Below are 22,804 nucleotides of genomic sequence, written 5' to 3'. Positions count from 1 at the left end.
CAAGCCCCCTCCCACATTTTGTTACTGCGCCAGGCTTGAGGTGCTTTGGCCGACCGCCAAGCCTGCGCGGACCGCTGCCAACGCCGCCTGGTAATACGCCTTCCCCTGCGGCGACTCGGCAAACGTAGCGAATTCTTCCAGCTCCGGGTCGGACAAATCCCGATAGACGTACAGCAGCGTGTTGTTCAGGTCATTGCCGATCTGTTGCATCAGCCGCTCGCGTTGCCCATCCAACATGCCCTGGGCCTGGCCGCCGCCCAACAGGCCGGGGATCATCTGGCTCAAGCTGTCGGCCGCCACGCCGGCGATTGCCAGGCTGACTTCGGCGCCGGCTTCACGGGCAGGCAGGGCCTGGGCCAGGTGGCCGATGATCAGGCTGCGGGTGGCGTCGGCTTCGATGTGCGGCAGGCCTTGGGCATTTTTTGCCAACTGGTCGCGGCGGGTGGCCAGCAATTCGGCGGCGACGATCTTGCGCCCCAGCGGCGATTGAAAAAACGCCAGGGCTGGCGCTGGGTCCGCCAGGCGCTTGCGCAATTGGGCTTCGGCGCGCCGGTCCATGGCCTGGGCGGCGAAGCGTTTGTTGCTGTTGTCGACCAGCGCCTGGTACACCGCCGGCGGCAGGCTATTGCGGTAGCGTTGCTGGGCGGCACTGAGGGCGTCATTGAAATGCGCACGTTGTTCGGCCCAGCCGGCGACCTTGTACAACTGGTCATGGCCGTCTGCCCAGGCGGGCAAAACGCAGAACATCAGCAAGGAAAAAAACAAACGACGCATATGGACTCCTGTCAGTCGGCCACTATTGTCCGTGTCGGGCGTAGGATTTGTCGAGAAATCCTATCAGTCACCTGACTAAAGTGCGTTCAGATGCTCAACGGCCCTGTTGGATTCACAGGCGTATGGATACTATGCGGGCCATGCAAATACCCCTCGAACACCCATCGCTGCAACGCATTGTCGACGACCTGGCCGAAAAGGGCTGGTCGCAGCAGAACGGCTTCCTGCCCCAGGCTCTGACCCTGGAACTGGCGGCTGAGTGCCGTAAACGTGCGGCTGAAGGTGAGCTGGCGCCGGCGGCGGTCGGGCGCGGGCCGGCCCAGGAGATTCGCGAGGGCATTCGCGGCGACCATATCCAGTGGTTGGAGGAGGGCGACTCCGCCGTCTGTGACCGCTATATGGCGGTATTGGATAGCTTGCGCCTGGCGATAAACCGCAGCTTGTTCCTCGGCCTGGAAGATTTTGAAGGCCACTTCGCGATGTACCCGCCGGGGGCGTTTTACCTCAGGCACCTGGACCGGTTTCGCGACGATGACCGGCGCTCGGTCTCGGCGGTGATCTACCTGAACGACGAGTGGCTGCCGGAACACGGCGGCCAGTTGCGCATGTACCTCAAGGACGGCGTCGAACATGACGTGGTGCCCAGCGGCGGTTGCCTGGTGGTGTTCCTGTCTGGAGAAGTGCCCCACGAAGTCCTGCCCGCCACCCGCGAGCGCCTGTCGCTGACCGGCTGGTTTCGTCGGCGCGGTAACGAGCCGTTTTAAGCATGCAAAAAATGCTCGTCAGCCGCTGCCTGCTCGGGCACAAAGTACGCTACGACGGCGGCGCCAGCGGGCCGTTCGATCAACTGGCGGCGTGGCAGGCCGAAGGCCGTGTGGTTGCGATTTGCCCGGAAGTGTCGGGCGGTTTGCCCACGCCCAGGCCTTCCGCCGAGATTCCAGGCGGGCAGGGTATCGACGTGTGGGAGGGCCGCGCCCAGGTGCTGACCGCAGCGGGCGAGGACTTCGGCGCCGCCTTCCTTGACGGCGCCCGCCAGGCGTTGGCGCTGGTGCAGCGCCACAATATCCGCGTTGCCGTGCTCAAGGCCAATAGCCCGTCCTGCGGCAATGTGCTGACCTATGACGGCAGCTTCAGCGGTGTGAAGGTGAGCGGCGAGGGCGTCACGGCGGCGCTGCTCAAGCGCCATGGGGTGTTGGTGTTCAGTGAGCTGGAGTTGCTTGAGGCGGCGCAAGCCCTGGCCCGTCTCCCAAGCCCTCCCACATTTTGATTTACTGTGCTTTGACTTCCGCCGTGTCGCTTTCGAACCACTTCTGCGCCAGCGCCTTCAACCGTCCATCGGCCTTCACCCGTTGCAGCGCCTTGTCCAGGCTCGCCTTGAACGCCGGGTTGCCCTTCTGGAACGGAATGGCCAACTCCGGATTGTCGCGATAAGGTTCACTGAAATCGAACCGATCCTGCAACTCGGCAGTCATAGCGATATGGTTGATGGCCACGTCGTACTTGCCGGTTGCCACGCCGGGTAGCATGTCGCTGTCGTCGGTGGTGATGAACGAGGGGCGCACATCCATCTCTTTGGCCAGTTGTTCACCCAGCTCAACTTCAAAACCGCTGAGTTTCTCGCCGTCCTTGAAGTTGAAGGGCGGGGTGTTGGCCTCGAGGGCGATGCGCAGCTCGCCGCGATCAAACACGTCATCGATCAGTTCGGCGTGAGCCATAGGGCTGATCAGGGGAAGCAGCAGTAACAGGCCAGGCGAAAAGCGCATGGTCACTCCTAAAGAATTCGAATGTGCGAGGCGCGGTTCAGCATCGCTTTGTTATGGTGTTGAGTGCCTTGGACAGCAATTTGTCGCTAAGTTGTCATAACCCTACACATTTCATAGATAAGTGGAGAAACGAATGAAAGCCCTTTTGTCTCGTGCAACGATTGCCAGCGTGCTGCTGGGTGCTTCGATGTTGGTGACTGCCGCAGACGGCATCCCGCGCAGCGCGCCACCTGAAGGTGCGAAAGTGTTTATCGTTTCGCCGAAAGACGGCGCCACCGTCGATAAAACCTTCACCGTCAAATTCGGCATGGAAGGCCTGAAGCTGGCTCCGGCCACCGAACAGGCCCCAGGCACCGGCCACCATCACCTGCTGGTCGACCAGAAAGCGTTGCCGGACGCCAGCGTGCCGATCCCGGCCACTGACACCGTGATCCACTACGGCAAGGCCCAGACCGAAACCGAACTGACCCTCACCCCTGGCAAGCACACCTTGCAACTGGTCGCCGGCGACAAGTTGCACATGCAGTTCAACCCGACTGTAGCCTCGAAAGTGATCACGGTTAACGTCAAGTAAGATTTGTTCAGACAAAAAAATGGGAGACCCCTGTGGGTCTCCCATTTTTCGTAGGGCGTTTGAAGCGTTAGAACAACACGCGGCAACGAATCGTGCCGTTGATGTGCTGCAGCTTCTGTTGCGCCAGGTCCGAGTACTCGGCGTCGACGTCGATTACCACGTAGCCGACCTTCTCGTTGGTCTGCAGGAACTGACCGGAGATGTTGATGCCGTTTTCCGCGAAGACCTTGTTGATCTCCATCATCACACCCGGGATGTTCTGGTGGATGTGCAGCAGGCGGTGCTTGCCAGGGTGAGCCGGCAGGGCCACTTCCGGGAAGTTGACCGAGGACACCGACGTACCGTTGTCGCTGTACTTGACCAGCTTTTCCGAGACTTCCAGGCCAATGTTGGCCTGGGCTTCAGCGGTGGAGCCGCCGATGTGCGGGGTCAGGATCACGTTGTCCAGGCCACGCAGCGGGCTTTCGAAGATGTCGTCGTTGGAGCGTGGCTCCACCGGGAACACGTCGATGGCGGCGCCGATCAGGTGTTTGTCCTTGATCGCGTCAGCCAGGGCGTCCAGCTCGACCACGGTGCCGCGTGCGGCGTTGATCAGGATGCCGCCTTTCTTGATCGAGCGGATTTCCTTCTCGCCGATCATCCACTGGGTTTCAGCGGTTTCCGGCACGTGCAGGGTGACGATGTCGGACATGCCCAGCAGCTCGGTCAGGCTCGACACTTGCGTGGCGTTGCCCAGTGGCAGCTTGGTCAGGGTGTCGTAGAAGAACACCTGCATGCCCAGGCTTTCGGCCAGGACCGACAGTTGAGTGCCGATCGAGCCGTAACCGACGATACCCAGCTTCTTGCCGCGGATTTCGAAGGAGTTGGCCGCGCTCTTGATCCAGCCGCCACGGTGGCAGGAGGCGTTTTTCTCCGGAATGCCGCGCAGCAGCAGGATGGCCTCGGCCAGCACCAACTCCGCGACGGAACGGGTGTTGGAGTACGGTGCGTTGAACACCGCGATGCCGCGCTCGCGCGCTGCATTAAGGTCGACCTGGTTGGTGCCGATGCAGAAACAGCCGACCGCCACGAGTTTCTTGGCGTGATCGAAGACCTCTTCGGTCAACTGAGTGCGGGAGCGAATGCCGATGAAGTGCGCGTCGGCGATCTTTTCCTTGAGCTGGGCGTCTGGCAGAGAGCTGGTGATGTACTCAATGCTGGTATACCCGGCGGCCTTCAGAACCTCGACGGCCGATGGGTGGACGCCTTCCAGAAGAAGGAACTTGATCTTGCTCTTATCGAGAGAAGTCTTGCTCATCTGCGTAAACCTGTATCCCGGAGAAAAATGGCAGGGAATCGGATCGCTTAAGCTGACCCGGACGGCAGGAAAGCCGTCACCGCAGAACGCCCTTGGGCTCTGTCCTGCGGGGGCGGTATGCTAGCATATGCGCCCCGCTAAACACCTATTCCTGCGACGTGAAGCGTTCTCAGGATGACCATGAATTGTTCGAGAGTTCTGTCGATGACCCATCCTGCCCTGATTGATGAGCTAAAGACCCTGGTTGAGCCCGGCAAAGTGCTGACCGACGCCGACTCCCTGGAGGCTTACGGCAAGGATTGGACCAAGCACTTCGCGCCGGCCCCGACTGCCATCGTGTTTCCCAAGACGATTGAGCAAGTGCAGGCGATCGTGCGCTGGGCCAATGAGCGCAAGGTCGCGCTGGTGCCGTCCGGTGGGCGTACCGGCCTGTCGGCCGCCGCCGTTGCGGCCAATGGTGAAGTGGTCGTCTCGTTCGACTATATGAACCAGATCCTGGACGTGAACCTCACCGACCGCACCGCCAAGTGCCAGCCGGGCGTGGTCACCAAGCAATTGCAGAACGCCGCCGAAGAGCACGGTTTGTACTACCCGGTGGACTTCGCTTCGTCCGGTTCGAGCCAGATTGGCGGCAATATCGGCACCAATGCCGGCGGGATCAAGGTAATTCGCTACGGCATGACGCGTAACTGGGTCGCCGGCATGAAGGTCGTCACCGGCAAAGGCGACGTGCTGGAACTGAACCGCGACCTGATCAAGAACGCCACCGGCTACGACATGCGCCAGTTGTTCATCGGCGCCGAAGGCACCCTGGGTTTTGTCGTGGAAGCCACCATGCGCCTGGACCGTGCGCCGAAAAACCTCACCGCCATGGTGCTCGGCACCACCGACTTCGACTCGATCATGCCGGTGCTGCACGCGTTCCAGAGCAAGCTGGACCTGACCGCTTTCGAGTTTTTCTCCGACAAGGCCCTGGCCAAAGTCCTCGGCCGTGGTGACGTGCCGGCGCCGTTCGAGACCGAATGCCCGTTCTACGCACTGCTGGAATTCGAAGCCACCACCGAAGAAGTCGCCAACCACGCCCTGGAAACCTTCGAGCACTGCGTCGAGCAGGGCTGGGTGCTGGATGGTGTGATGAGTCAGAGCGAAACCCAGCTGCACAACCTGTGGAAGCTGCGCGAGTACATCTCCGAGACCATTTCCCACTGGACGCCGTACAAGAACGACATTTCGGTGACGGTATCGAAAGTGCCGGCATTCTTGAAGGAAATTGACGCGATCGTCGGCGAACACTACCCCGACTTCGAAATCGTCTGGTTCGGCCATATCGGCGACGGCAACCTGCACCTGAACATCCTCAAGCCGGAAAACCTGAGCAAGGACGAGTTCTTCGCCAAGTGCTCCACCGTGAACAAGTGGGTGTTCGAAACCGTCGCGAAGTACAACGGCTCGATCTCCGCCGAACACGGCGTGGGCATGACCAAGCGCGATTACCTGACCTATAGCCGCTCGCCGGTTGAAATCGAATACATGAAGGCCGTCAAAGCGGTGTTCGACCCGAACGGGATCATGAACCCCGGCAAGATCTTCGCTGTTTAACCGCCCCTGAAGGAGTCGTTCCATGAGCTACCAGCACAAGTATGTCGACGGCACCAACATCCACTTCCCTGTGGGAAAAGTGGTGTGTATCGGGCGTAACTACGCCGAACATGCCAAGGAACTGGATAACCCGGTACCGACCGAACCGTTGCTGTTCATCAAGCCGGGCAGCTGCGTGGTGGCGCTGGAAGGCGGTTTCAGCATTCCGACCGAACGCGGTTCGGTGCATTACGAAGCGGAAATCGCGGTGCTGATCGGCAAACCCCTGTCGACCAAGCCCAGCCGTGAAGAAGTACTCGACGCCATCTCCGGCTTCGCCCCGGCCCTCGACCTGACCCTGCGCGACAAACAGGCCGAGTTGAAAGCCAAGGGCTTGCCGTGGGAAATCGCCAAGTCCTTCGACGGCGCAGCGGTGATCGCGCCGTTCGTGGTCGGCAGCACCTTCCCGGACCTGACCGATATCGGCATTCGCCTGACCATCAACGGCGAAGTGCGCCAGGATGGCAACAGCGCGGTCATGCTCAACCCGATCATCCCGATGATCCAGTACATGGCCGGCTGCTTCTCGCTGCAAGCCGGCGACGTGATCCTCACCGGCACCCCTGCCGGCGTGGGCCCGCTGAATGTCGGTGACGAGCTGGTGCTGGAATTGTCCGGTGTGAACCGTTTCGAAAGCAGCGTCCGCTAACGTCAGCAGAACCCTGTGGCGAGTGAGCTTGCTCCCGCTGGACAGCGTAGCAGTCCGATTTTCAGGGCTGCTTCGCGGCCCAGCGGGAGCAAACGCCCTCGCCACAGGTCTCGGTTGTTTGCATTTTTTTCACACTCCATCCGGATAATCTTCAGCCTCCAGCGCACGGGCCGGTTATTCCTGCGCTATCACCCAATGCTGACTTCTCGGAAAAACGTGCCCAATGGCCCTCCCCCTGCCTGCCCACACGCCCAAGCCACGCTCTCGTTTTGCTCTGCGCTGGTATTCCTGGTTGTTTCTGGTCGGGGCGATTGTGTATGGCGTTGCCTGGGCCATGCACTGGGACGACCGCGCTGTGTTGTGGGTGGCGGAGCGCTTTGAAAGCCCGGTCGAACGCCAGGAGAGCGTCTGGCTGCCGGACTATCTCGTGGTCATTGATGCCAAGTTGCTGCCCGGCATGGAGAAGGACGAGGCCTCGGACCTGTCCTACAACCCACAGACGAAAACCCTGTTTTCCGTCATGGGCAAAAATGCCTTCCTCGTCGAGTTGAGCCTGCAAGGCGATGTGCTGCGCAAGATGCCCCTTAACGGTTGGAGCAACCCGGAAGGTGTGACGGTGATGGAAAACGGCCTGATGGCCGTGGTCGACGAGCGCCTGCACAGCCTGACCCTCATCAAGATCGATGCCGGCACCACCGCGTTGAACAAGGCCGACTTCCCGAGTTACGACCTGGGCCCGTCCAAAGACCAGAACAAAGCCTTTGAAGCCATCACCTGGGACAAGCGCAACCAGCAGCTCGTGCTCGGCGAAGAACGCCCGGCGGCGCTGTTCACCTGGAAAAGCGACGGCAGCCAGACCCTGGTCGGTGACAAGCAAAAGCTCGCCGATACCAGGCTGGACATGCGCAACCTCTCGGCCCTGGCCATCGACCCGCGTACCGGGCACCTGTTGGCGCTGTCGGCCGACTCCCACCTGCTGCTGGAACTGGATGAAAATGGCGAACAAGTCAGCTTCATGACCTTGCTCGGCGGCTTTAACGGCCTCAAGAACACGATCCCCCGTGCCGAAGGCGTGACCCTGGACGAGAACGGCAACCTGTACATGGTCAGTGAGCCGAACCTGTTCTATCGTTTCGAAAAAACAGCCATAGCAGACCGATAACGTCGGATACGTTGCTATCCGCGGCATACGCCACACACCGGGCGCGTTTAAGTTTAGATTCAGATGGGCGTGATATTTATTCGCCACTTTTGACTTTGAGCCCGCCCGATGCGTCGACTTGCCCGCCCCAAGCCTGCTTTTTTCATACTGGTGCTGATCGCCTTGATCGGCGCGGGCGTTGTCGCGCAACAGTTTCGCCTGTTCGAACGTGCCTGGTTCAACTGGCAGGCGTGGGGCCAGCCTGCCGACGAACGCTCCATTGGCCTGGCGGATTACCGGGTCAGCGTGGAGGGCCGGGTGATCGAAGGGCTGGATGATGACGTTTCCGCGCTGACCTACGACCCGGTGCGTAAAAGCCTGTTTACCGTCACCAACAAAAACGCCGAGCTGGTCGAGCTGTCCCTTGAAGGCAAGATCCTGCGACGGATTTCCCTGGTCGGCTTCGGTGACGCCGAGGCTGTGGAGTTCATCAGCGACAACATCTACGTCATCAGCGATGAACGCCAACAGCGCCTGATCAAGGTGCATGTGGATGACGATACCCAATTCCTCGACGCCGCCGATGCGGAGCAGATGACCCTGGGTGTGCATGTGGGGGGCAACAAGGGGTTTGAAGGCCTTGCCTACGACTCGGTGGGCAAGCGCCTGTTCGTGGCGAAGGAACGCGACCCGATGGTGATCTACGAGGTCCACGGCTTTCCCCATTTCAAACCGGAAAAAACCTACTCGGTCCACGTCATCAACAACCCCAAGCGCGATGCCGGGCTATTCGTGCGCGACCTGTCGAGCCTGCAATACGACGAGCGCAGCGGCCATTTACTGGCGTTGTCGGATGAGTCGTTCCTGGTGTTGGAACTGGATATCGACGGTCGCCCGCTGAGCAGTCTGTCCCTGCTGGGCGGGCGCCATGGCCTGAGCAGGCGTGTGCCTCAGGCCGAGGGAGTTGCCATGGATGACGCGGGCAACTTGTACCTGGTCAGTGAGCCGAACCTGTTCTACGTGTTCAAGAAAGCAGAATCCTGAAAACGCCGCCCCTCCCACATTTGGTTGTGCATCAGGCCTTGAGGGTTTTCACGCCTTCCGGGGTGCCCAGCAGCAACACGTCAGCCGGGCGCGCGGCGAACAGGCCGTTGGTGACCACGCCGACGATGGCGTTGATCCGGGTTTCAAGCTCCACCGGGTTGGTGATCTGCATGTTGTACACGTCGAGGATGATGTTGCCGTTGTCGGTCAGCACACCTTCGCGGTACACCGGGTCGCCGCCCAGTTTCACCAGCTCGCGGGCCACGTGGCTACGGGCCATCGGGATCACTTCCACCGGCAGCGGGAAGGTGCCGAGTACTGGCACCAACTTGCTGGCGTCGGCGATGCAGATAAAGGTCTTGGCCACGGCCGCGACGATCTTCTCGCGGGTCAGGGCGGCGCCACCGCCTTTGATCAGGTTCAGGTGCGCGTCGCTTTCATCGGCGCCGTCGACGTAGAACTCCAGGTCGCTCACGGTATTGAGCTCGTACACCGGAATGCCATGGCCCTTGAGGCGCGCAGCGGTGGCTTCGGAGCTGGCCACGGCGCCGTCGAATGCGCCCTTGTGCTTGGCCAGCGCATCGATGAAGCAGTTGGCGGTGGAGCCGGTGCCGACGCCGACGATGCTCTTGTCATCGAGTTTAGGAAGGATTAAATCGACGGCGGCCTGGGCCACTGCCTGTTTGAGTTGATCCTGGGTCATGCGGGCTCCGGAACGGGCGGGGAGTAGAGAGGGCGCGAGTATAACCCATCAAAACCTTTGGATTCGTGTGGTCGCCCGGCCAAACGCTGAGTTAGACTCGTTGGCCCTGCCCAACCCGCCCAGTGATGCCTGCCGATGCTTGAACAGTACGTCAAAAAGATCCTCACCTCGCGCGTTTACGACGTTGCCGTAGAAACCCCATTGCAGCCCGCCCGCCAGCTCTCCGAGCGGCTGGGCAACAAGGTCTTGCTCAAGCGGGAAGACTTGCAGCCGGTGTTCTCGTTCAAGATTCGCGGTGCGTATAACAAGCTGACCCAGTTGACGGCGCAAGAGCGCGCGTGCGGCGTGGTCACCGCTTCGGCGGGCAACCATGCCCAGGGCCTGGCCCTGGCGGCCAAGGTGCTCGGGGTCAAGGCCACTATCGTGATGCCCAAGACCACTCCGGAGATCAAGGTCGAAGGCGTGCGTTCCCGTGGCGGCAAAGTGGTGCTACACGGTGATTCTTTCCCGGAAGCCCTGGCCTATTCGCTGAAACTGGTCGACGAAAAAGGCTACGTCTACATTCACCCCTACGATGATCCGCACACCATTGCCGGGCAGGGCACCGTGGCGATGGAGATCCTGCGCCAGCATCCGGGGCCGCTGGACGCGATTTTCGTGCCGGTCGGCGGCGGCGGGCTGATCGCCGGCATCGCCGCCTATGTGAAGTACCTGCGCCCGGAGATCAAGATCATCGGTGTCGAGCCGGACGACTCCAACTGCCTGCAGGCCGCCATGGCCGCTGGCGAGCGCGTGGTGCTGCCGACCGTGGGCCTTTTTGCCGATGGCGTGGCGGTCGCGCAGATCGGCCAGTACACCTTCGACATCTGCAAAGACTATGTGGACGAAGTGATTACCGTCAGCACCGATGAAATCTGTGCGGCGATCAAGGACATCTATGACGACACCCGCTCCATCACCGAGCCTGCGGGCGCCTTGGGTGTGGCGGGCATCAAGAAATACGTCGAAACCCGTGGTGTTACCGGGCAAACCCTGGTGGCCATCGACTCGGGCGCCAACGTCAACTTCGACCGTCTGCGCCATGTGGCCGAGCGCGCCGAGCTGGGTGAAGGGCGCGAAGCCATCATCGCCGTGACCATCCCCGAGAAACCGGGCAGCTTCAAGGCGTTCTGCGAGGCTGTGGGCAAGCGTCAGATCACCGAATTCAACTACCGCTACCACTCCGGCCGGGAGGCGCACATTTTCGTTGGCGTGCAGACCCATCCGGAAAACGATCCGCGCAGCGCGTTGATCGCCAGCCTGACCAGCCAGGGTTTCCCGGTGCTCGACCTGACCGAGAACGAACTGGCCAAGTTGCACATCCGCCACATGGTCGGCGGGCACGCGGCGAAGGTCAGCGATGAAGTGGTGTTTCGCTTCGAATTCCCGGAGCGGCCAGGCGCTTTGTTCAACTTTCTTAACAAATTAGGCGGGCGCTGGAACATCTCGATGTTCCACTATCGCAACCACGGCGCAGCCGACGGCCGTGTGGTCGCCGGCCTGCAGGTTCCGGCGGACGAGCGTCACCTGGTGTCGGCAGCCCTTGAAGCCATTGGCTACCCGTACTGGGATGAAAGCGATAACCCGGCTTACAAACTGTTCCTCGGTTGAGCGACTACGCTGATTGGGCGACCTTTAAGGAAGACGACACATGGAAACCCTGACCACCCTCAAAGTTATCCACATGGCGGCCACTGTATTGTTGCTGCTCAGTGGCCTCGGCCTGGCGCTGCTGGCCTGGCGCAAACGCAGCGTCGGCCCGGCGATCACCGTGCAGCGCCCGTGGGTGTTCGTGTGGTTGTTGATGGGGATCTGCCTGATCAGCATGCCGTTTACCGGCTGGTGGCTGGTGCATCTGGTCGGCTGGCCGCTGGGGCAAGCCTGGATCCTGGGTTCCAGCCTGCTCTACACCGTCGCGGCGCTGTGCTGGTTCTGGCTGGTGGCGCGGCTCAATCGCCTGCGCAAGGGCGAGGGCGGTAGCCTGAATTTCACCTTGGCATTGGCGGTGGTCAGCCTGGTGGGGTTTGTGGCGATTGCGGGGTTGATGGGGGCCAAGCCGGTTTAAGGCGTTACACCGAGTTGTCTGCATCGGGGGCAAGCCCCCTCCCACATTGGTGGGAGGGGGCTTGCCCCCGATAGGGCCATCAGCCACGCAGCGTAATCACCGGCCAGCCGCGTTTTTCAGCCTCAGCCCGCAGATTCGGGTCCGGATCTACCGCGATCGCATGCGTCACCTGCTCCAACAGCGACAAGTCATTCATCGAATCGCTATAGAAGTAGCTGTCTTCCAGGCTATGCCCGGTTTCTTCCAGCCAGCGGTTCAGGCGCGTTACCTTGCCCTCGCGAAAGCACGGTACATCCGTACTGCGCCCGGTGTAGCGGCCGTTTTCCATCTCGCATTCGGTGGCGATCAAGGCATCCACCCCCAGACGTGCGGCAATTGGCGCGGTGACGAAACGGTTGGTCGCGGTGATGATCACCAGCTTGTCGCCGGCGGCGCGGTGCTTGGCCAGCAATTCCGCGGCCTGCGGCAGCATGATCGGCTCGATGCAGTCGCGCATATAGTCGTTGTGCCACGCGTCCAGTTGGGCCATCTCGGTGCGGCCGAGGATTTCCAGGCAAAAATTCAGGTAGGCCGCGTTATCCAGCCGGCCGGCCAGGTAGTCTTGGTAGAACTCGTCGTTGCGAGCCTTGTAGGCCACCGGGTCGAGAATCCCGCGTTCACAGAGGTAATCACCCCAGGCGTGATCGCTGTCACCCCCAAGAAGCGTGTTGTCCAAGTCGAATAAAGCCAGGCGCATTACAGTTACCCGCTGAAAAGTCTGTAAAAAGGCGTCCAGAATACGGTCTTTTCACAAGAGTGCACATAAGCTAAGAAGCCTCGTTGCCGCTGGAACAACCTTTGTGGAACAATGCGACGACATGCGTTTGCGAGGTTGTTGCCGTGATCGACCCCGATGGTTTCCGTCCTAATGTCGGGATTATTCTTACGAATGATTCTGGACAGGTCCTATGGGCTCGCCGAATCAACCAAGACGCCTGGCAGTTTCCTCAAGGTGGCATCAACCCTGACGAAACCCCTGAAGACGCCTTGTACCGCGAGTTGAACGAAGAAGTCGGACTTGAGCGCGAAGATGTACAAATTCTGGCCTGTACCCGTGGCTGGTTGCGTTATCGTTTGCCGCAACGCCTGGTGCGTACCCACAGCCAACCGCTGTGTATCGGCCAGAAGCAGAAATGGTTTCTCCTGCGCCTGATCTCCAACGAGCAGCGGGTGCGGATGGATTTGACCGGTAAACCGGAGTTCGATGGCTGGCGCTGGGTCAGTTATTGGTATCCGTTGGGCCAGGTGGTGACATTCAAGCGCGAAGTTTATCGTCGCGCTCTCAAAGAGCTTGCCCCGCGCCTTTTAACGCGCGACTGACGACGGAGTTCGACCCCGAGCCATGCTCAATACGCTGCGCAAGATCGTCCAGGAAGTTAACTCCGCCAAGGATCTCAAGGCGGCGTTGGGGATTATTGTGTTGCGCGTCAAGGAAGCCATGGGCAGCCAGGTCTGCTCGGTTTACCTGCTGGACCCCGAGACCAACCGTTTTGTGCTGATGGCGACCGAGGGCTTGAACAAGCGCTCCATCGGCAAGGTCAGCATGGCGCCCAATGAAGGTCTGGTGGGCTTGGTAGGGACGCGTGAAGAACCCCTGAACCTTGAGCACGCGGCTGATCACCCGCGTTATCGCTACTTTGCCGAAACCGGCGAAGAGCGCTACGCCTCGTTCCTCGGCGCACCGATCATTCACCACCGCCGCGTTGTCGGCGTGTTGGTCATCCAACAGAAAGAACGCCGCCAGTTCGACGAAGGTGAAGAAGCCTTCCTCGTGACCATGAGCGCGCAGTTGGCCGGGGTTATCGCCCACGCTGAAGCCACCGGCTCGATTCGCGGCCTGGGGCGCCAGGGCAAAGGCATCCAGGAGGCCAAGTTCGTCGGCGTACCGGGTTCGCCGGGTGCTGCCGTCGGTACGGCCGTGGTCATGTTGCCGCCGGCCGACCTCGATGTGGTGCCGGACAAGACGGTCAGCGACATCGACGCCGAAATCAAACTGTTCAAGACTGCCCTGGAAGGCGTGCGCGCCGACATGCGCAACCTGTCGAACAAGCTCGCCACCCAACTGCGCCCCGAAGAGCGAGCGCTGTTCGAGGTGTACCAGATGATGCTGGATGACGCGTCGCTGGGTAACGAAGTCAAGACCGTGATCAAGACCGGCCAGTGGGCCCAGGGCGCGCTGCGCCAGGTGGTTTCCGATCACGTCAACCGTTTCGAATTGATGGACGACGCCTACCTGCGTGAGCGGGCCTCGGATGTGCGCGACCTTGGTCGCCGTCTGCTCGCCTACTTGCAGGAAGACCGCTCCACCAACCTGGTCTACCCCGACAACACCATCCTGATCAGTGAAGAACTGACCGCCACCATGCTCGGCGAAGTGCCGGAAGGTAAACTGGTGGGCCTGATCTCGGTGCTCGGTTCGGGCAACTCCCACGTCGCGATCCTGGCCCGGGCCATGGGTATTCCGACGGTGATGGGCCTGGTGGACCTGCCGTACTCCAAGGTCGACGGCATCGCCATGATCGTCGACGGCAACCGTGGTGAGGTGTTCACCAACCCCAGTGAAATTCTGCGCAAGCAATACGCCGAGGTGGTGGAAGAAGAGCGCCAGCTGTCCCAGGGCCTCGACGCCCTGCGCGAACTGCCCTGCGTGACCCTCGACGGGCATCGCGTGCCACTGCTGGTCAACACCGGCCTGCTCGCCGATGTGGCCCGCGCGCAACAACGCGGCGCCGAAGGGGTCGGGCTGTACCGCACCGAAGTGCCGTTCATGATCAACCAGCGTTTTCCGAGTGAGAAGGAGCAACTGGCGATTTATCGCGAGCAACTGTCCGCCTTCCACCCGTTGCCGGTGACGATGCGCAGCCTGGACATTGGCGGCGATAAGTCACTGTCGTATTTCCCGATCAAGGAAGACAACCCCTTCCTCGGCTGGCGTGGCATTCGCGTGACCCTCGACCACCCGGAAATTTTCCTCGTACAAACCCGCGCCATGCTCAAGGCCAGCGAAGGCCTGAACAACCTGCGCATCCTGCTGCCGATGATCTCCGGCACTCATGAGCTGGAAGAAGCCCTGCACCTGATCCACCGCGCCTGGGGCGAAGTGCGCGACGAAGGCGCCGACGTACCGATGCCGCCGATCGGCGTGATGATCGAAATCCCGGCGGCGGTGTACCAGGCCAAGGAACTGGCGCGGCAGGTGGACTTCCTGTCGGTGGGCTCCAACGACCTGACCCAATACCTGCTGGCCGTGGACCGCAACAACCCACGGGTGGCCGACCTCTACGACTACCTGCACCCGGCGGTGCTGCAAGCGCTGCAACATGTGGTGCGCGACGCCCATGCCGAAGGCAAGCCGGTGAGCATCTGCGGTGAAATGGCCGGCGACCCGGCGGCGGCGGTGCTGCTGATGGCGATGGGCTTTGACAGCTTGTCGATGAACGCCACCAACTTGCCGAAGGTGAAGTGGCTGCTGCGCCAGGTCAACCTGAGCATGGCCAAGGAACTGCTGGCCGAGCTGATGACCATCGACAACCCGCAAGTTATCCACAGCTCGCTGCAACTGGCGCTGAAGAACCTGGGGTTGACGCGGATGATCAATCCGGCCTCAGCCAAAACCCTCTAAAGCCTGGCGCTGATCAAAAATGTGGGAGGGGCGGTGCGACGATTCGACTTGCCCCCGATTACGGAGTGTCAGTCAGCACACGAGCTTGCTCGCGAAAAACCTGAGGGTACTGCGTGCATTCAGGGGGGGCGCGTCATTGTTGACGTTTTTCGCGAGCAAGCTCGCTCCTACAGGTTGAGTTCGACTTCGCCGAGCCGCCCACCATGCGGCCCAAAACTGCGCTCCACCATCCGCCGCGTCCCATCGGCATTCACAATCAGCGCCGTACTCGCCCGCGTGCCATAACTGGGGCTGGCGATAAATACGCTTGATAGCAAACTCTCGGTCGCCAAGCCCACGCCGGTATCCGGCAACTCGGCAAACGGCGCCGTCTGCGGGTCGCTCAAAATCTCCAGTAACGCCTCCGGCTGCGGGTTCTCCAGCACCGCGCTCAAGGCCGTCTTGGCCTTCACCAGCTTCGGCCATGGCGTATCCAGCCCAGCATTGGACAGGCCATACACACCGGCGGCCAGTTGCGTAGGCACGCTGTCGCGGGCGTTGTAGTGCCACAGCTGCTCCCGCGTGCCCACCAACAGGTTGAACCCGGCATATTCAAGCGAACGGCCGTTGATCTCCGCCAAATACTGCTCAAGCGGCAGCGAACCGCTGAGAAAGCGCGCCACCAGTTCCCCGCGCGACTTGCGTGCCGGCGGCTGGTGCGGGTCGCGGATATTGGTCAGGGCGGCAAACCGCCCGTCGGCGTTCACCCCCAGCCAGGTGCCGCCCGCTTCCTGATCGCGGCCGGCATAGACGGCAGGCGCATCCGGCCACTGGGCCAGCGGCAGGCTGGGGCGGGCGTAGAACTCATCACGGTTGGCCGCGACGATCAGCGGTTGGGCATGGCCCGGCCGCCAGGCGAAAACTATCAAGCACATAAGGCGATCCCCTTTTGTGTGTTTGGCCACTCTACCGACACTGGCGCGGGCGTTCCATCGTATCCAGTTGGGTCGCATGCCTTCCATCCGTTAACATGCCGGACTTGGTTTGGGGGCTCCCATGGAATTTCTGCTGTATTTGCTGCTGGGCGCCTGTGCTGGCGTGCTCGCCGGGCTGTTTGGCGTGGGTGGCGGGATCATTATCGTGCCGGTGCTGGTGTTCAGCTTCACCTTGCAGGGTTTCGACCCGCAGGTGCTGACCCATCTGGCCGTGGGTACGTCCCTGGCGACGATTATCTTTACCTCGATCAATGCCGTGCGTGAGCACCACCGACTAGGCGCGGTGCGCTGGCCGATCTTTGTGTGGATGACCGTGGGCATCCTGATCGGCGCCGGCTTTGGCGCGCTGACCGCCGAGGCGATTTCCGGCCCCCACTTGCAGAAGATCATCGGCGTGTTCGCGCTGATCATCTCTGTGCAACTGGCGCTGGAGGTCAAGCCCAAGGCCAGTCGAACGGTGCCGGGTAAGGTCGGTTTGACCGTGGCCGGCACGCTGATCGGTTGGGCCTCGGCGATTTTCGGGATAGGCGGCGGTTCGCTGACCGTACCGTTTTTGACCTGGCGCAGCGTGCCGATGCAGCAAGCGGTGGCCACCTCGTCGGCCTGCGGGCTGCCGATTGCGCTGGCCAGTGCATTAAGTTTCATGATTCTGGGCTGGCATGACCCGCTGCTGCCCGCTCATAGTCTAGGGTTCGTGTATTTGCCGGCGCTGCTGGGCATTGCCCTGACCAGCATGGTGTTTGCCCGTTTCGGCGCACGCCTGGCGCACCGCTTGTCGCCGCGTTTGCTGAAACGGCTGTTTGCCGCGCTGCTGTTTTGCGTGGGTGTGAATTTCTTGCTGTAACGAAGGCTTAATCGCGCCCGGGCAAGGTCCGGTCGCCATAACGAATGATTTAACGAGGAGTCGCAATGCTGCCTTACCCGCAGATCGACCCGGTGGCCCTGGCCATCGGTCCGCTGAAAATCCACTGGTACGGGTTGATGTACCTGATCGGCATCGGCGGTGCCTGGTTTATGGCGTCCCGGCGCCTGAACCGTTTCGACCCGACCTGGACCAAGGAAAAGCTCTCCGACCTGATTTTCTGGTTGTCGATGGGGGTCATCGTCGGTGGGCGCCTGGGGTATGTGCTGTTTTACGACCTGTCGGCCTACATCGCCAACCCGACGCTGATCTTCGAGGTGTGGAAGGGCGGCATGGCGTTCCACGGTGGCTTTGTCGGCGTAATGATTGCCGCCTGGTGGTTTGGCCGCCGCAACGGCAAGTCATTCTTCCAACTGATGGACTTCGTTGCGCCGTTCGTGCCGATCGGCCTCGGCGCCGGGCGTATCGGTAACTTCATCAACGCCGAACTGTGGGGCAAGCCGACTGACGTGCCGTGGGCGATGGTGTTCCCGCCGTTCAGCGACCCGGCGCAATTGCCGCGCCATCCGTCGCAGCTCTACCAGTTCGCCCTGGAAGGTGTGGCACTGTTCCTCATTCTGTACCTCTTCTCGCGCAAACCGCGGCCGACCATGGCGGTGTCGGGTATGTTCGCGTTGTTCTACGGGATCTTCCGTTTTGTCGTCGAGTTCGTGCGCGTACCGGATGCGCAACTGGGCTACCTGGCGTTCGGTTGGGTGACCATGGGCCAGATCCTCAGCCTGCCGATGATCGTCGCCGGCCTGGGCCTGCTGTGGTGGGCGTACAACCGTCCGCAACCGTTGAAGAACACCGCGCTTTAAATTCGAATGCCGAGGCCTGCAAGGTCTCGGCTGCAACGATACGGGTAATGACATGAAGCAATATCTCGAACTACTGAACGACGTCGTGACCAATGGCCTGACCAAGGGCGATCGCACCGGCACCGGCACCAAGGCCGTGTTTGCCCGTCAGTATCGGCATAACTTGGCCGACGGCTTCCCGCTGCTGACCACCAAGAAGCTTCACTTCAAAAGCATCGCCAACGAATTGATCTGGATGTTGAGCGGCAACACCAACATCAAGTGGCTGAACGAGAACGGCGTGCGCATCTGGGACGAGTGGGCCACCGAAGACGGTGATCTGGGCCCGGTGTACGGCGAGCAGTGGACCGCCTGGCCGACCAAGGACGGCGGCAAGATCAATCAGATCGACTATATGGTCCAGACGCTGAAGACCAACCCCAACAGCCGCCGCATCCTGTTCCACGGCTGGAACGTCGAGTACCTGCCGGACGAGACCAAGAGCCCCCAGGAAAATGCGCGCAACGGCAAGCAGGCCCTGCCGCCGTGCCACCTGCTGTACCAGGCGTTCGTGCATGACGGCCATCTGTCGATGCAGTTGTATATCCGCAGCTCCGACGTGTTCCTCGGCCTGCCATACAACACCGCCGCGCTGGCGTTGCTGACCCATATGCTGGCCCAACAGTGTGACCTGATCCCCCACGAGATCATCGTCACCACCGGCGACACCCACGCCTACAGCAACCACATGGAACAGATCCAGACCCAGTTGGCGCGCACGCCGAAGAAGCTGCCGGAATTGCTGATCAAGCGTAAGCCCGCGTCGATCTACGACTACAAGTTCGAAGACTTTGAAATCGTGGGCTACGACGCCGACCCAAGCATCAAGGCCGACGTCGCCATCTAAAGTCGGTCTCGGTCCCAATGTGTGGGCTTGTGTGGGAGGGGGCTGAATCAATGACCATGGCTTCTGCCCACATGCGAAGGCTCAGCCTCGCTGGCGGCAACACTGCCGCTGACCTCCAGCCGCTGCAATATCCCGCACTGATCCAGCTCCGGCCCGCTGCCACAGCGCTGGCGCAGGTCGATCAACTGTTCCTGCAAGGCCAACAGCCCGTCGATCCGCGCTTTGACATGGTGGATATGCTCATCAATCAACGCGTTGACGTTTTCGCATTGGTCCTGCGGGCTGTCGCGCAGGTCGAGCAGGCTGCGGATTTCTTCCAGGGTCATGTCCAGGCTGCGGCAGTTGCGGATAAACACCAGCCGCTCGGTGTGCGCCTGGGTGTACACGCGGTAGTTGGCCTCGGTGCGTGCCGGTGGCGGCAGCAGGCCTTCCTTCTCGTAATAACGGATGGTTTCCACCGGGCAGTCGGTCAGTTTGGCCAATTCGCCGATCTTCATTGCAGCAATCTCCAAAAGGGTGCTTGACCCTATAGTGGCTACAGGGTCTTTACTTGGCAACAGGCACCTTTACGGACGCAACCCGATGAGCGACTCCCATCACACCCCGCACACGCATGACCACGATCATGCGCCGAAAAAACTGACGCCGGTGCATGACCACGGCCACGCCGGTTCCTGCTGCTCCGGCACGCCAGCCCCGGCGTTGGTGCAACTGAGCGCCGCGCCCAGCGCCGATTCGCGCCTGAGCACCTTCCGCATCGAAGCCATGGACTGCCCCACCGAGCAGACCCTGATCCAGAACAAACTGGGCAAGCTTGCCGGTGTGCAGCAGCTGGAATTCAACCTGATCAACCGCATCCTCGGTGTCACCCATGACCTGCCGAGCACCGCGCCGATCATCGACGCCATCAAGTCCCTGGGCATGCAGGCCGATCCGATCGAAGAGGGCACCCCGGCCGCCGCGCCGCCCGCTAAGAAACACTGGTGGCCGCTGGCGTTGTCCGGCGTCGGCGCCCTGGCGGCTGAAGTGATCCACTTCACCAACGCGGCCCCGACCTGGGTGATTGCCCTGGTGGCGCTGGTTTCGATCCTCAGCGGCGGCCTGACCACTTATAAAAAGGGCTGGATCGCCCTGAAAAACCTCAACCTGAACATCAATGCGCTGATGAGCATCGCCGTGACCGGCGCGATCCTGATTGGCCAATGGCCGGAAGCGGCGATGGTGATGTTCCTGTTCACCGTGGCCGAATTGATCGAAGCCAAGTCCCTCGACCGTGCGCGCAATGCCATCAGCGGCTTGATGCAGATGACCCCGGAACAGGCCACGGTGCAGCAGGCCGACGGAAGTTGGATCGAACGAGAAGTGAAAAGTGTCGAATTGGGCGCCATCGTGCGGGTTCGTCCCGGCGAGCGCATCGGCCTGGACGGCGAAGTCACCGCTGGTCAGTCGACCATCGACCAAGCGCCGATCACCGGTGAAAGCCTGCCGATCGAAAAAACCGTGGGCGATAAAGTCTTCGCCGGCACCATCAACCAGGCCGGCTCCCTGGAATACACAGTCACGGCGGCCGCCAACAATTCCACCCTGGCGCGGATCATTCACGCCGTGGAACAGGCCCAGGGCGCACGCGCGCCGACCCAGCGCTTTGTCGACCGTTTCGCGAAGATCTACACCCCGGCGGTGTTCCTGTTTGCCCTGGGCGTGGCGCTGATCCCGCCGCTGTTCATGGCTGGCGTCTGGTTCGACTGGATCTACCGAGCCCTGGTGCTGCTGGTGGTCGCATGCCCCTGCGCCTTGGTGATTTCCACCCCGGTGACCATCGTCAGCGGCCTGGCGGCGGCGGCGCGCAAAGGCATCCTGATCAAGGGCGGCGTGTACCTGGAGGGCGGTTACAAACTCGACTACCTGGCGCTCGACAAGACCGGCACCATCACCCATGGCAAGCCGGTGCAAACCGATTACCTGGCGCTGTTCCCGAATATCGAAGAGCATGCACCGGCCCTGGCCGCTGCCCTCGCCGGGCGTTCCGACCACCCGGTATCGCTGGCCATCGCCAACGCGGCGGTGGATAAAAACCTGGCGCGCCACGCTGTGGATAATTTCACCGCCCTGACCGGTCGCGGTGTGCGCGGTGATATCAACGGCGCAACCTACCACCTGGGCAACCACCGCTTGGTGGAAGAACTCGGCCTGTGCTCGCCCGCGCTCGAAGACAAACTCTTCGCCCTGGAGAAACAAGGCAAATCCGTGGTGCTGCTGCTCGACAAGTCCGGCCCGCTGGCGCTGTTCGCCGTGGCCGACACGGTCAAGGACAGCAGCCGCGAAGCCATCCAGCAGTTGCACGAGCTGGGCATCAAGACCCTGATGCTCACCGGCGACAACACCCACACCGCCCAGGCGATTGCGGCTCAGGTCGGTATCGACCAGGCCCAGGGCGACCTGTTGCCCACCGACAAACTGCAAGCCATTGAAGCGCTCTACGGCCAAGGCCGGCGCGTGGGCATGGTCGGCGACGGCATCAACGACGCCCCGGCGTTGGCCCGCGCCGAGATCGGTTTTGCCATGGCCGCCGCAGGCACCGACACCGCCATCGAAACCGCCGACGTGGCCTTGATGGACGATGATTTGCGCAAGATTCCGGCTTTCATTCGGTTGTCGCGGCAAACCTCGAGTATCCTCAAGCAGAACATCGCCCTGGCGCTGGTGATCAAGGCGATCTTCCTCGCGGTCACCTTCCTGGGCATGGCCACCATGTGGATGGCGGTGTTCGCCGACATGGGCGTGAGCCTGCTGGTGGTGTTCAATGGCCTGCGCCTGCTGCGCAAATAGATGATGTGAGGGTGGTGTGCTGAGTGCCGAGTTGAAGGCGTTTTTTATGGTCGCCCGCCTGGGCAGCATCACCCAGGCGGCGAAAAAACTCGGCCTGAGCCAGCCCACCGTCACCACGCAGATTCGCAACCTGGAAAGCCAGTACGGCGTCGAGTTGTTCTATCGCGGTGGCCGCCGCTTGACGGTCAGTGACGAAGGCGCGCGCCTGCTGCCGATGGTCAAGACGCTGTTGCAGCAGGAAGCGGACATTGAGTTTTTCCTGCGTAACAGTGGTCAAGTCCAGGGCGCATTGCGGATTGCCGCGACGGCGCCGTATTACATCCTCGACCTGGTCAAAGCCTTCCGCGAGCGCCTGCCCCAGGTGGAGGTGTCGGTGGAAATCGGCAACTCCCAACAGGTGCTCGAAGCCCTGGATGATTACCGCGTCGACGTCGCGGCGTCCTCGCAGTTGCTGGAAGACCCACGCCTGATTCGCCGTGTGCTGGGCACCGATCCGCTGGTGCTGGCGGTGCATCGCAACCACCCGCTGGCGACGCTCGATCATGTGCCGTTGACCGCGCTTGCCGGGCATACGCTGTTGATGCGTGAAGCCGGCTCCACCACACGACGCCTGACCGAACAGATGCTGCAGGGCGCCGGCGTGAGTTACGGGCCGCTGCTGGAAATCGGCAGCCGCGAGTCGATTCGTGAAGCGGTGCTGCGCAATATCGGCATCAGCATCATCGCCCGCCAGGAAGTGCCCCATGATCCGCAGTTGCGGGTGCTGAGCATCGAGAATGCGCCGCAGATTGCTGAGTACCTCTACTGCCTCAAGGAAAGAAAAGGCGCGCGCCTGCCGGCTGCTTTTCTTGGGTTGGCGCAGGAAATGTCGCCGATCTGAAATCTGGTGGTGACCTTGAGGGCGCTATCGGGGGCAAGCCCCCTCCCACACTTGACCGAGTTCCAACATGAGAATGCGGTCAAAATGTGGGAGGGGGCTTGCCCCCGATAGCGCCAGACCTGGCACCCCACTACCCAAATCCACCAATACCACTATCGCCACGTT

General features: G+C 61.4%; 23 protein-coding genes. 16 read left to right on the top strand and 7 right to left on the bottom strand.

Annotated features, from left to right (window positions below; translation table 11 throughout):
• Window positions 1-21: 21 nt before the first annotated feature.
• Window positions 22-774, bottom strand: a complete 753-nt coding sequence (locus tag U5A08_RS28145) for a DUF2059 domain-containing protein (protein WP_253400002.1) — start codon at window positions 772-774, stop codon at window positions 22-24.
• A gap of 131 nt (window positions 775-905) precedes the next feature.
• Here U5A08_RS28145 and U5A08_RS28140 point away from each other — a divergent pair, with 131 nt between their 5' ends.
• Complete coding sequence (locus U5A08_RS28140) at window positions 906-1,538, top strand: 2OG-Fe(II) oxygenase (protein ID WP_321852294.1); 633 nt, start codon at window positions 906-908, stop codon at window positions 1,536-1,538.
• Window positions 1,539-1,540: 2 nt separating this feature from the next.
• Window positions 1,541-2,041 (top strand): 2-thiouracil desulfurase family protein, encoded by a 501-nt coding sequence (locus U5A08_RS28135; protein ID WP_321849434.1) that lies wholly within the window; start codon window positions 1,541-1,543, stop codon window positions 2,039-2,041.
• A 1-nt stretch (window position 2,042) separates the two neighbouring features.
• On the opposite strand, the gene U5A08_RS28130 is transcribed toward U5A08_RS28135, so the two are convergent.
• Complete coding sequence (locus U5A08_RS28130) at window positions 2,043-2,537, bottom strand: transporter substrate-binding domain-containing protein (protein ID WP_253400000.1); 495 nt, start codon at window positions 2,535-2,537, stop codon at window positions 2,043-2,045.
• A 133-nt stretch (window positions 2,538-2,670) separates the two neighbouring features.
• Here U5A08_RS28130 and U5A08_RS28125 point away from each other — a divergent pair, with 133 nt between their 5' ends.
• The gene (locus U5A08_RS28125) at window positions 2,671-3,111 is read left to right on the top strand and encodes a DUF4399 domain-containing protein (protein ID WP_247396887.1); all 441 of its coding nucleotides are present in this window, start codon (window positions 2,671-2,673) and stop codon (window positions 3,109-3,111) included.
• A 67-nt stretch (window positions 3,112-3,178) separates the two neighbouring features.
• Here U5A08_RS28125 and serA read toward each other — a convergent pair whose 3' ends face one another.
• A complete protein-coding gene (gene serA, locus U5A08_RS28120; protein ID WP_247396884.1) occupies window positions 3,179-4,408 on the bottom strand; it encodes a phosphoglycerate dehydrogenase in 1,230 nt (409 codons plus the stop codon).
• A gap of 204 nt (window positions 4,409-4,612) precedes the next feature.
• On the opposite strand from serA, the gene U5A08_RS28115 reads away from it, so the two are divergent.
• From U5A08_RS28115 to U5A08_RS28100, 4 genes are all read left to right on the top strand, one after another.
• Complete coding sequence (locus U5A08_RS28115) at window positions 4,613-6,007, top strand: D-2-hydroxyglutarate dehydrogenase (protein ID WP_321849432.1); 1,395 nt, start codon at window positions 4,613-4,615, stop codon at window positions 6,005-6,007.
• A 22-nt stretch (window positions 6,008-6,029) separates the two neighbouring features.
• Window positions 6,030-6,695, top strand: a complete 666-nt coding sequence (locus U5A08_RS28110) for a fumarylacetoacetate hydrolase family protein (RefSeq protein WP_253399998.1) — start codon at window positions 6,030-6,032, stop codon at window positions 6,693-6,695.
• 223 nt (window positions 6,696-6,918) lie between these two features.
• Entirely contained in the window at window positions 6,919-7,857 is a 939-nt protein-coding gene (locus tag U5A08_RS28105; RefSeq protein ID WP_253399997.1) for an SdiA-regulated domain-containing protein, read from the top strand.
• 108 nt (window positions 7,858-7,965) lie between these two features.
• Window positions 7,966-8,880, top strand: a complete 915-nt coding sequence (locus U5A08_RS28100; protein WP_321849429.1) for an SdiA-regulated domain-containing protein — start codon at window positions 7,966-7,968, stop codon at window positions 8,878-8,880.
• 31 nt (window positions 8,881-8,911) lie between these two features.
• Here the strand turns inward: U5A08_RS28100 and rpiA are convergent, their stop codons facing one another.
• A complete protein-coding gene (rpiA, locus tag U5A08_RS28095) occupies window positions 8,912-9,583 on the bottom strand; it encodes a ribose-5-phosphate isomerase RpiA (RefSeq protein WP_321849427.1) in 672 nt (223 codons plus the stop codon).
• Between the two features lie 135 nt (window positions 9,584-9,718).
• Here rpiA and ilvA point away from each other — a divergent pair, with 135 nt between their 5' ends.
• Both ilvA and U5A08_RS28085 read left to right on the top strand, forming a co-directional pair.
• Complete coding sequence (ilvA, locus tag U5A08_RS28090) at window positions 9,719-11,233, top strand: threonine ammonia-lyase, biosynthetic (protein WP_253399993.1); 1,515 nt, start codon at window positions 9,719-9,721, stop codon at window positions 11,231-11,233.
• A 40-nt stretch (window positions 11,234-11,273) separates the two neighbouring features.
• The gene (locus U5A08_RS28085; RefSeq protein ID WP_321849425.1) at window positions 11,274-11,687 is read left to right on the top strand and encodes a DUF2269 family protein; all 414 of its coding nucleotides are present in this window, start codon (window positions 11,274-11,276) and stop codon (window positions 11,685-11,687) included.
• Window positions 11,688-11,766: 79 nt separating this feature from the next.
• Here U5A08_RS28085 and U5A08_RS28080 read toward each other — a convergent pair whose 3' ends face one another.
• Complete coding sequence (locus tag U5A08_RS28080; RefSeq protein ID WP_253399991.1) at window positions 11,767-12,423, bottom strand: histidinol-phosphatase; 657 nt, start codon at window positions 12,421-12,423, stop codon at window positions 11,767-11,769.
• A gap of 143 nt (window positions 12,424-12,566) precedes the next feature.
• On the opposite strand from U5A08_RS28080, the gene U5A08_RS28075 reads away from it, so the two are divergent.
• Window positions 12,567-13,046, top strand: a complete 480-nt coding sequence (locus tag U5A08_RS28075) for an RNA pyrophosphohydrolase (RefSeq protein ID WP_026139795.1) — start codon at window positions 12,567-12,569, stop codon at window positions 13,044-13,046.
• A gap of 22 nt (window positions 13,047-13,068) precedes the next feature.
• Window positions 13,069-15,348, top strand: coding sequence for a phosphoenolpyruvate--protein phosphotransferase (gene ptsP, locus U5A08_RS28070; RefSeq protein WP_247396870.1), 2,280 nt, complete (start codon window positions 13,069-13,071; stop codon window positions 15,346-15,348).
• 167 nt (window positions 15,349-15,515) lie between these two features.
• Here the strand turns inward: ptsP and U5A08_RS28065 are convergent, their stop codons facing one another.
• The gene (locus U5A08_RS28065) at window positions 15,516-16,262 is read right to left on the bottom strand and encodes an NRDE family protein (protein WP_321849423.1); all 747 of its coding nucleotides are present in this window, start codon (window positions 16,260-16,262) and stop codon (window positions 15,516-15,518) included.
• Window positions 16,263-16,383: 121 nt separating this feature from the next.
• Here U5A08_RS28065 and U5A08_RS28060 point away from each other — a divergent pair, with 121 nt between their 5' ends.
• From U5A08_RS28060 to U5A08_RS28050, 3 genes are all read left to right on the top strand, one after another.
• Window positions 16,384-17,166 carry a sulfite exporter TauE/SafE family protein gene (locus tag U5A08_RS28060; protein ID WP_321849422.1) on the top strand — a complete coding sequence of 261 codons (783 nt, stop codon included), beginning with the start codon at window positions 16,384-16,386 and terminating at the stop codon, window positions 17,164-17,166.
• A 65-nt stretch (window positions 17,167-17,231) separates the two neighbouring features.
• Window positions 17,232-18,044, top strand: a complete 813-nt coding sequence (lgt, locus tag U5A08_RS28055; RefSeq protein WP_253399987.1) for a prolipoprotein diacylglyceryl transferase — start codon at window positions 17,232-17,234, stop codon at window positions 18,042-18,044.
• A gap of 52 nt (window positions 18,045-18,096) precedes the next feature.
• Window positions 18,097-18,930: a thymidylate synthase gene (locus U5A08_RS28050; protein ID WP_253399984.1), complete on the top strand. Its 834-nt coding sequence runs from the start codon at window positions 18,097-18,099 to the stop codon at window positions 18,928-18,930.
• 47 nt (window positions 18,931-18,977) lie between these two features.
• On the opposite strand, the gene cadR is transcribed toward U5A08_RS28050, so the two are convergent.
• Window positions 18,978-19,427 carry a Cd(II)/Pb(II)-responsive transcriptional regulator gene (gene cadR, locus U5A08_RS28045; protein ID WP_247396859.1) on the bottom strand — a complete coding sequence of 150 codons (450 nt, stop codon included), beginning with the start codon at window positions 19,425-19,427 and terminating at the stop codon, window positions 18,978-18,980.
• Window positions 19,428-19,512: 85 nt separating this feature from the next.
• Here cadR and U5A08_RS28040 point away from each other — a divergent pair, with 85 nt between their 5' ends.
• Both U5A08_RS28040 and U5A08_RS28035 read left to right on the top strand, forming a co-directional pair.
• Window positions 19,513-21,759 carry a heavy metal translocating P-type ATPase gene (locus U5A08_RS28040; protein WP_321849419.1) on the top strand — a complete coding sequence of 749 codons (2,247 nt, stop codon included), beginning with the start codon at window positions 19,513-19,515 and terminating at the stop codon, window positions 21,757-21,759.
• 16 nt (window positions 21,760-21,775) lie between these two features.
• Complete coding sequence (locus U5A08_RS28035; RefSeq protein ID WP_276195323.1) at window positions 21,776-22,639, top strand: LysR family transcriptional regulator; 864 nt, start codon at window positions 21,776-21,778, stop codon at window positions 22,637-22,639.
• Window positions 22,640-22,804 lie beyond the last annotated feature (165 nt).

This window comes from Pseudomonas paraveronii, from assembly GCF_963681955.1.
Classification (GTDB): Bacteria; Pseudomonadota; Gammaproteobacteria; order Pseudomonadales; family Pseudomonadaceae; genus Aquipseudomonas; species Aquipseudomonas paraveronii.
Note: the sequence above shows the minus strand (reverse complement) of the source record. Positions and strands in the feature narration are given on the sequence as shown.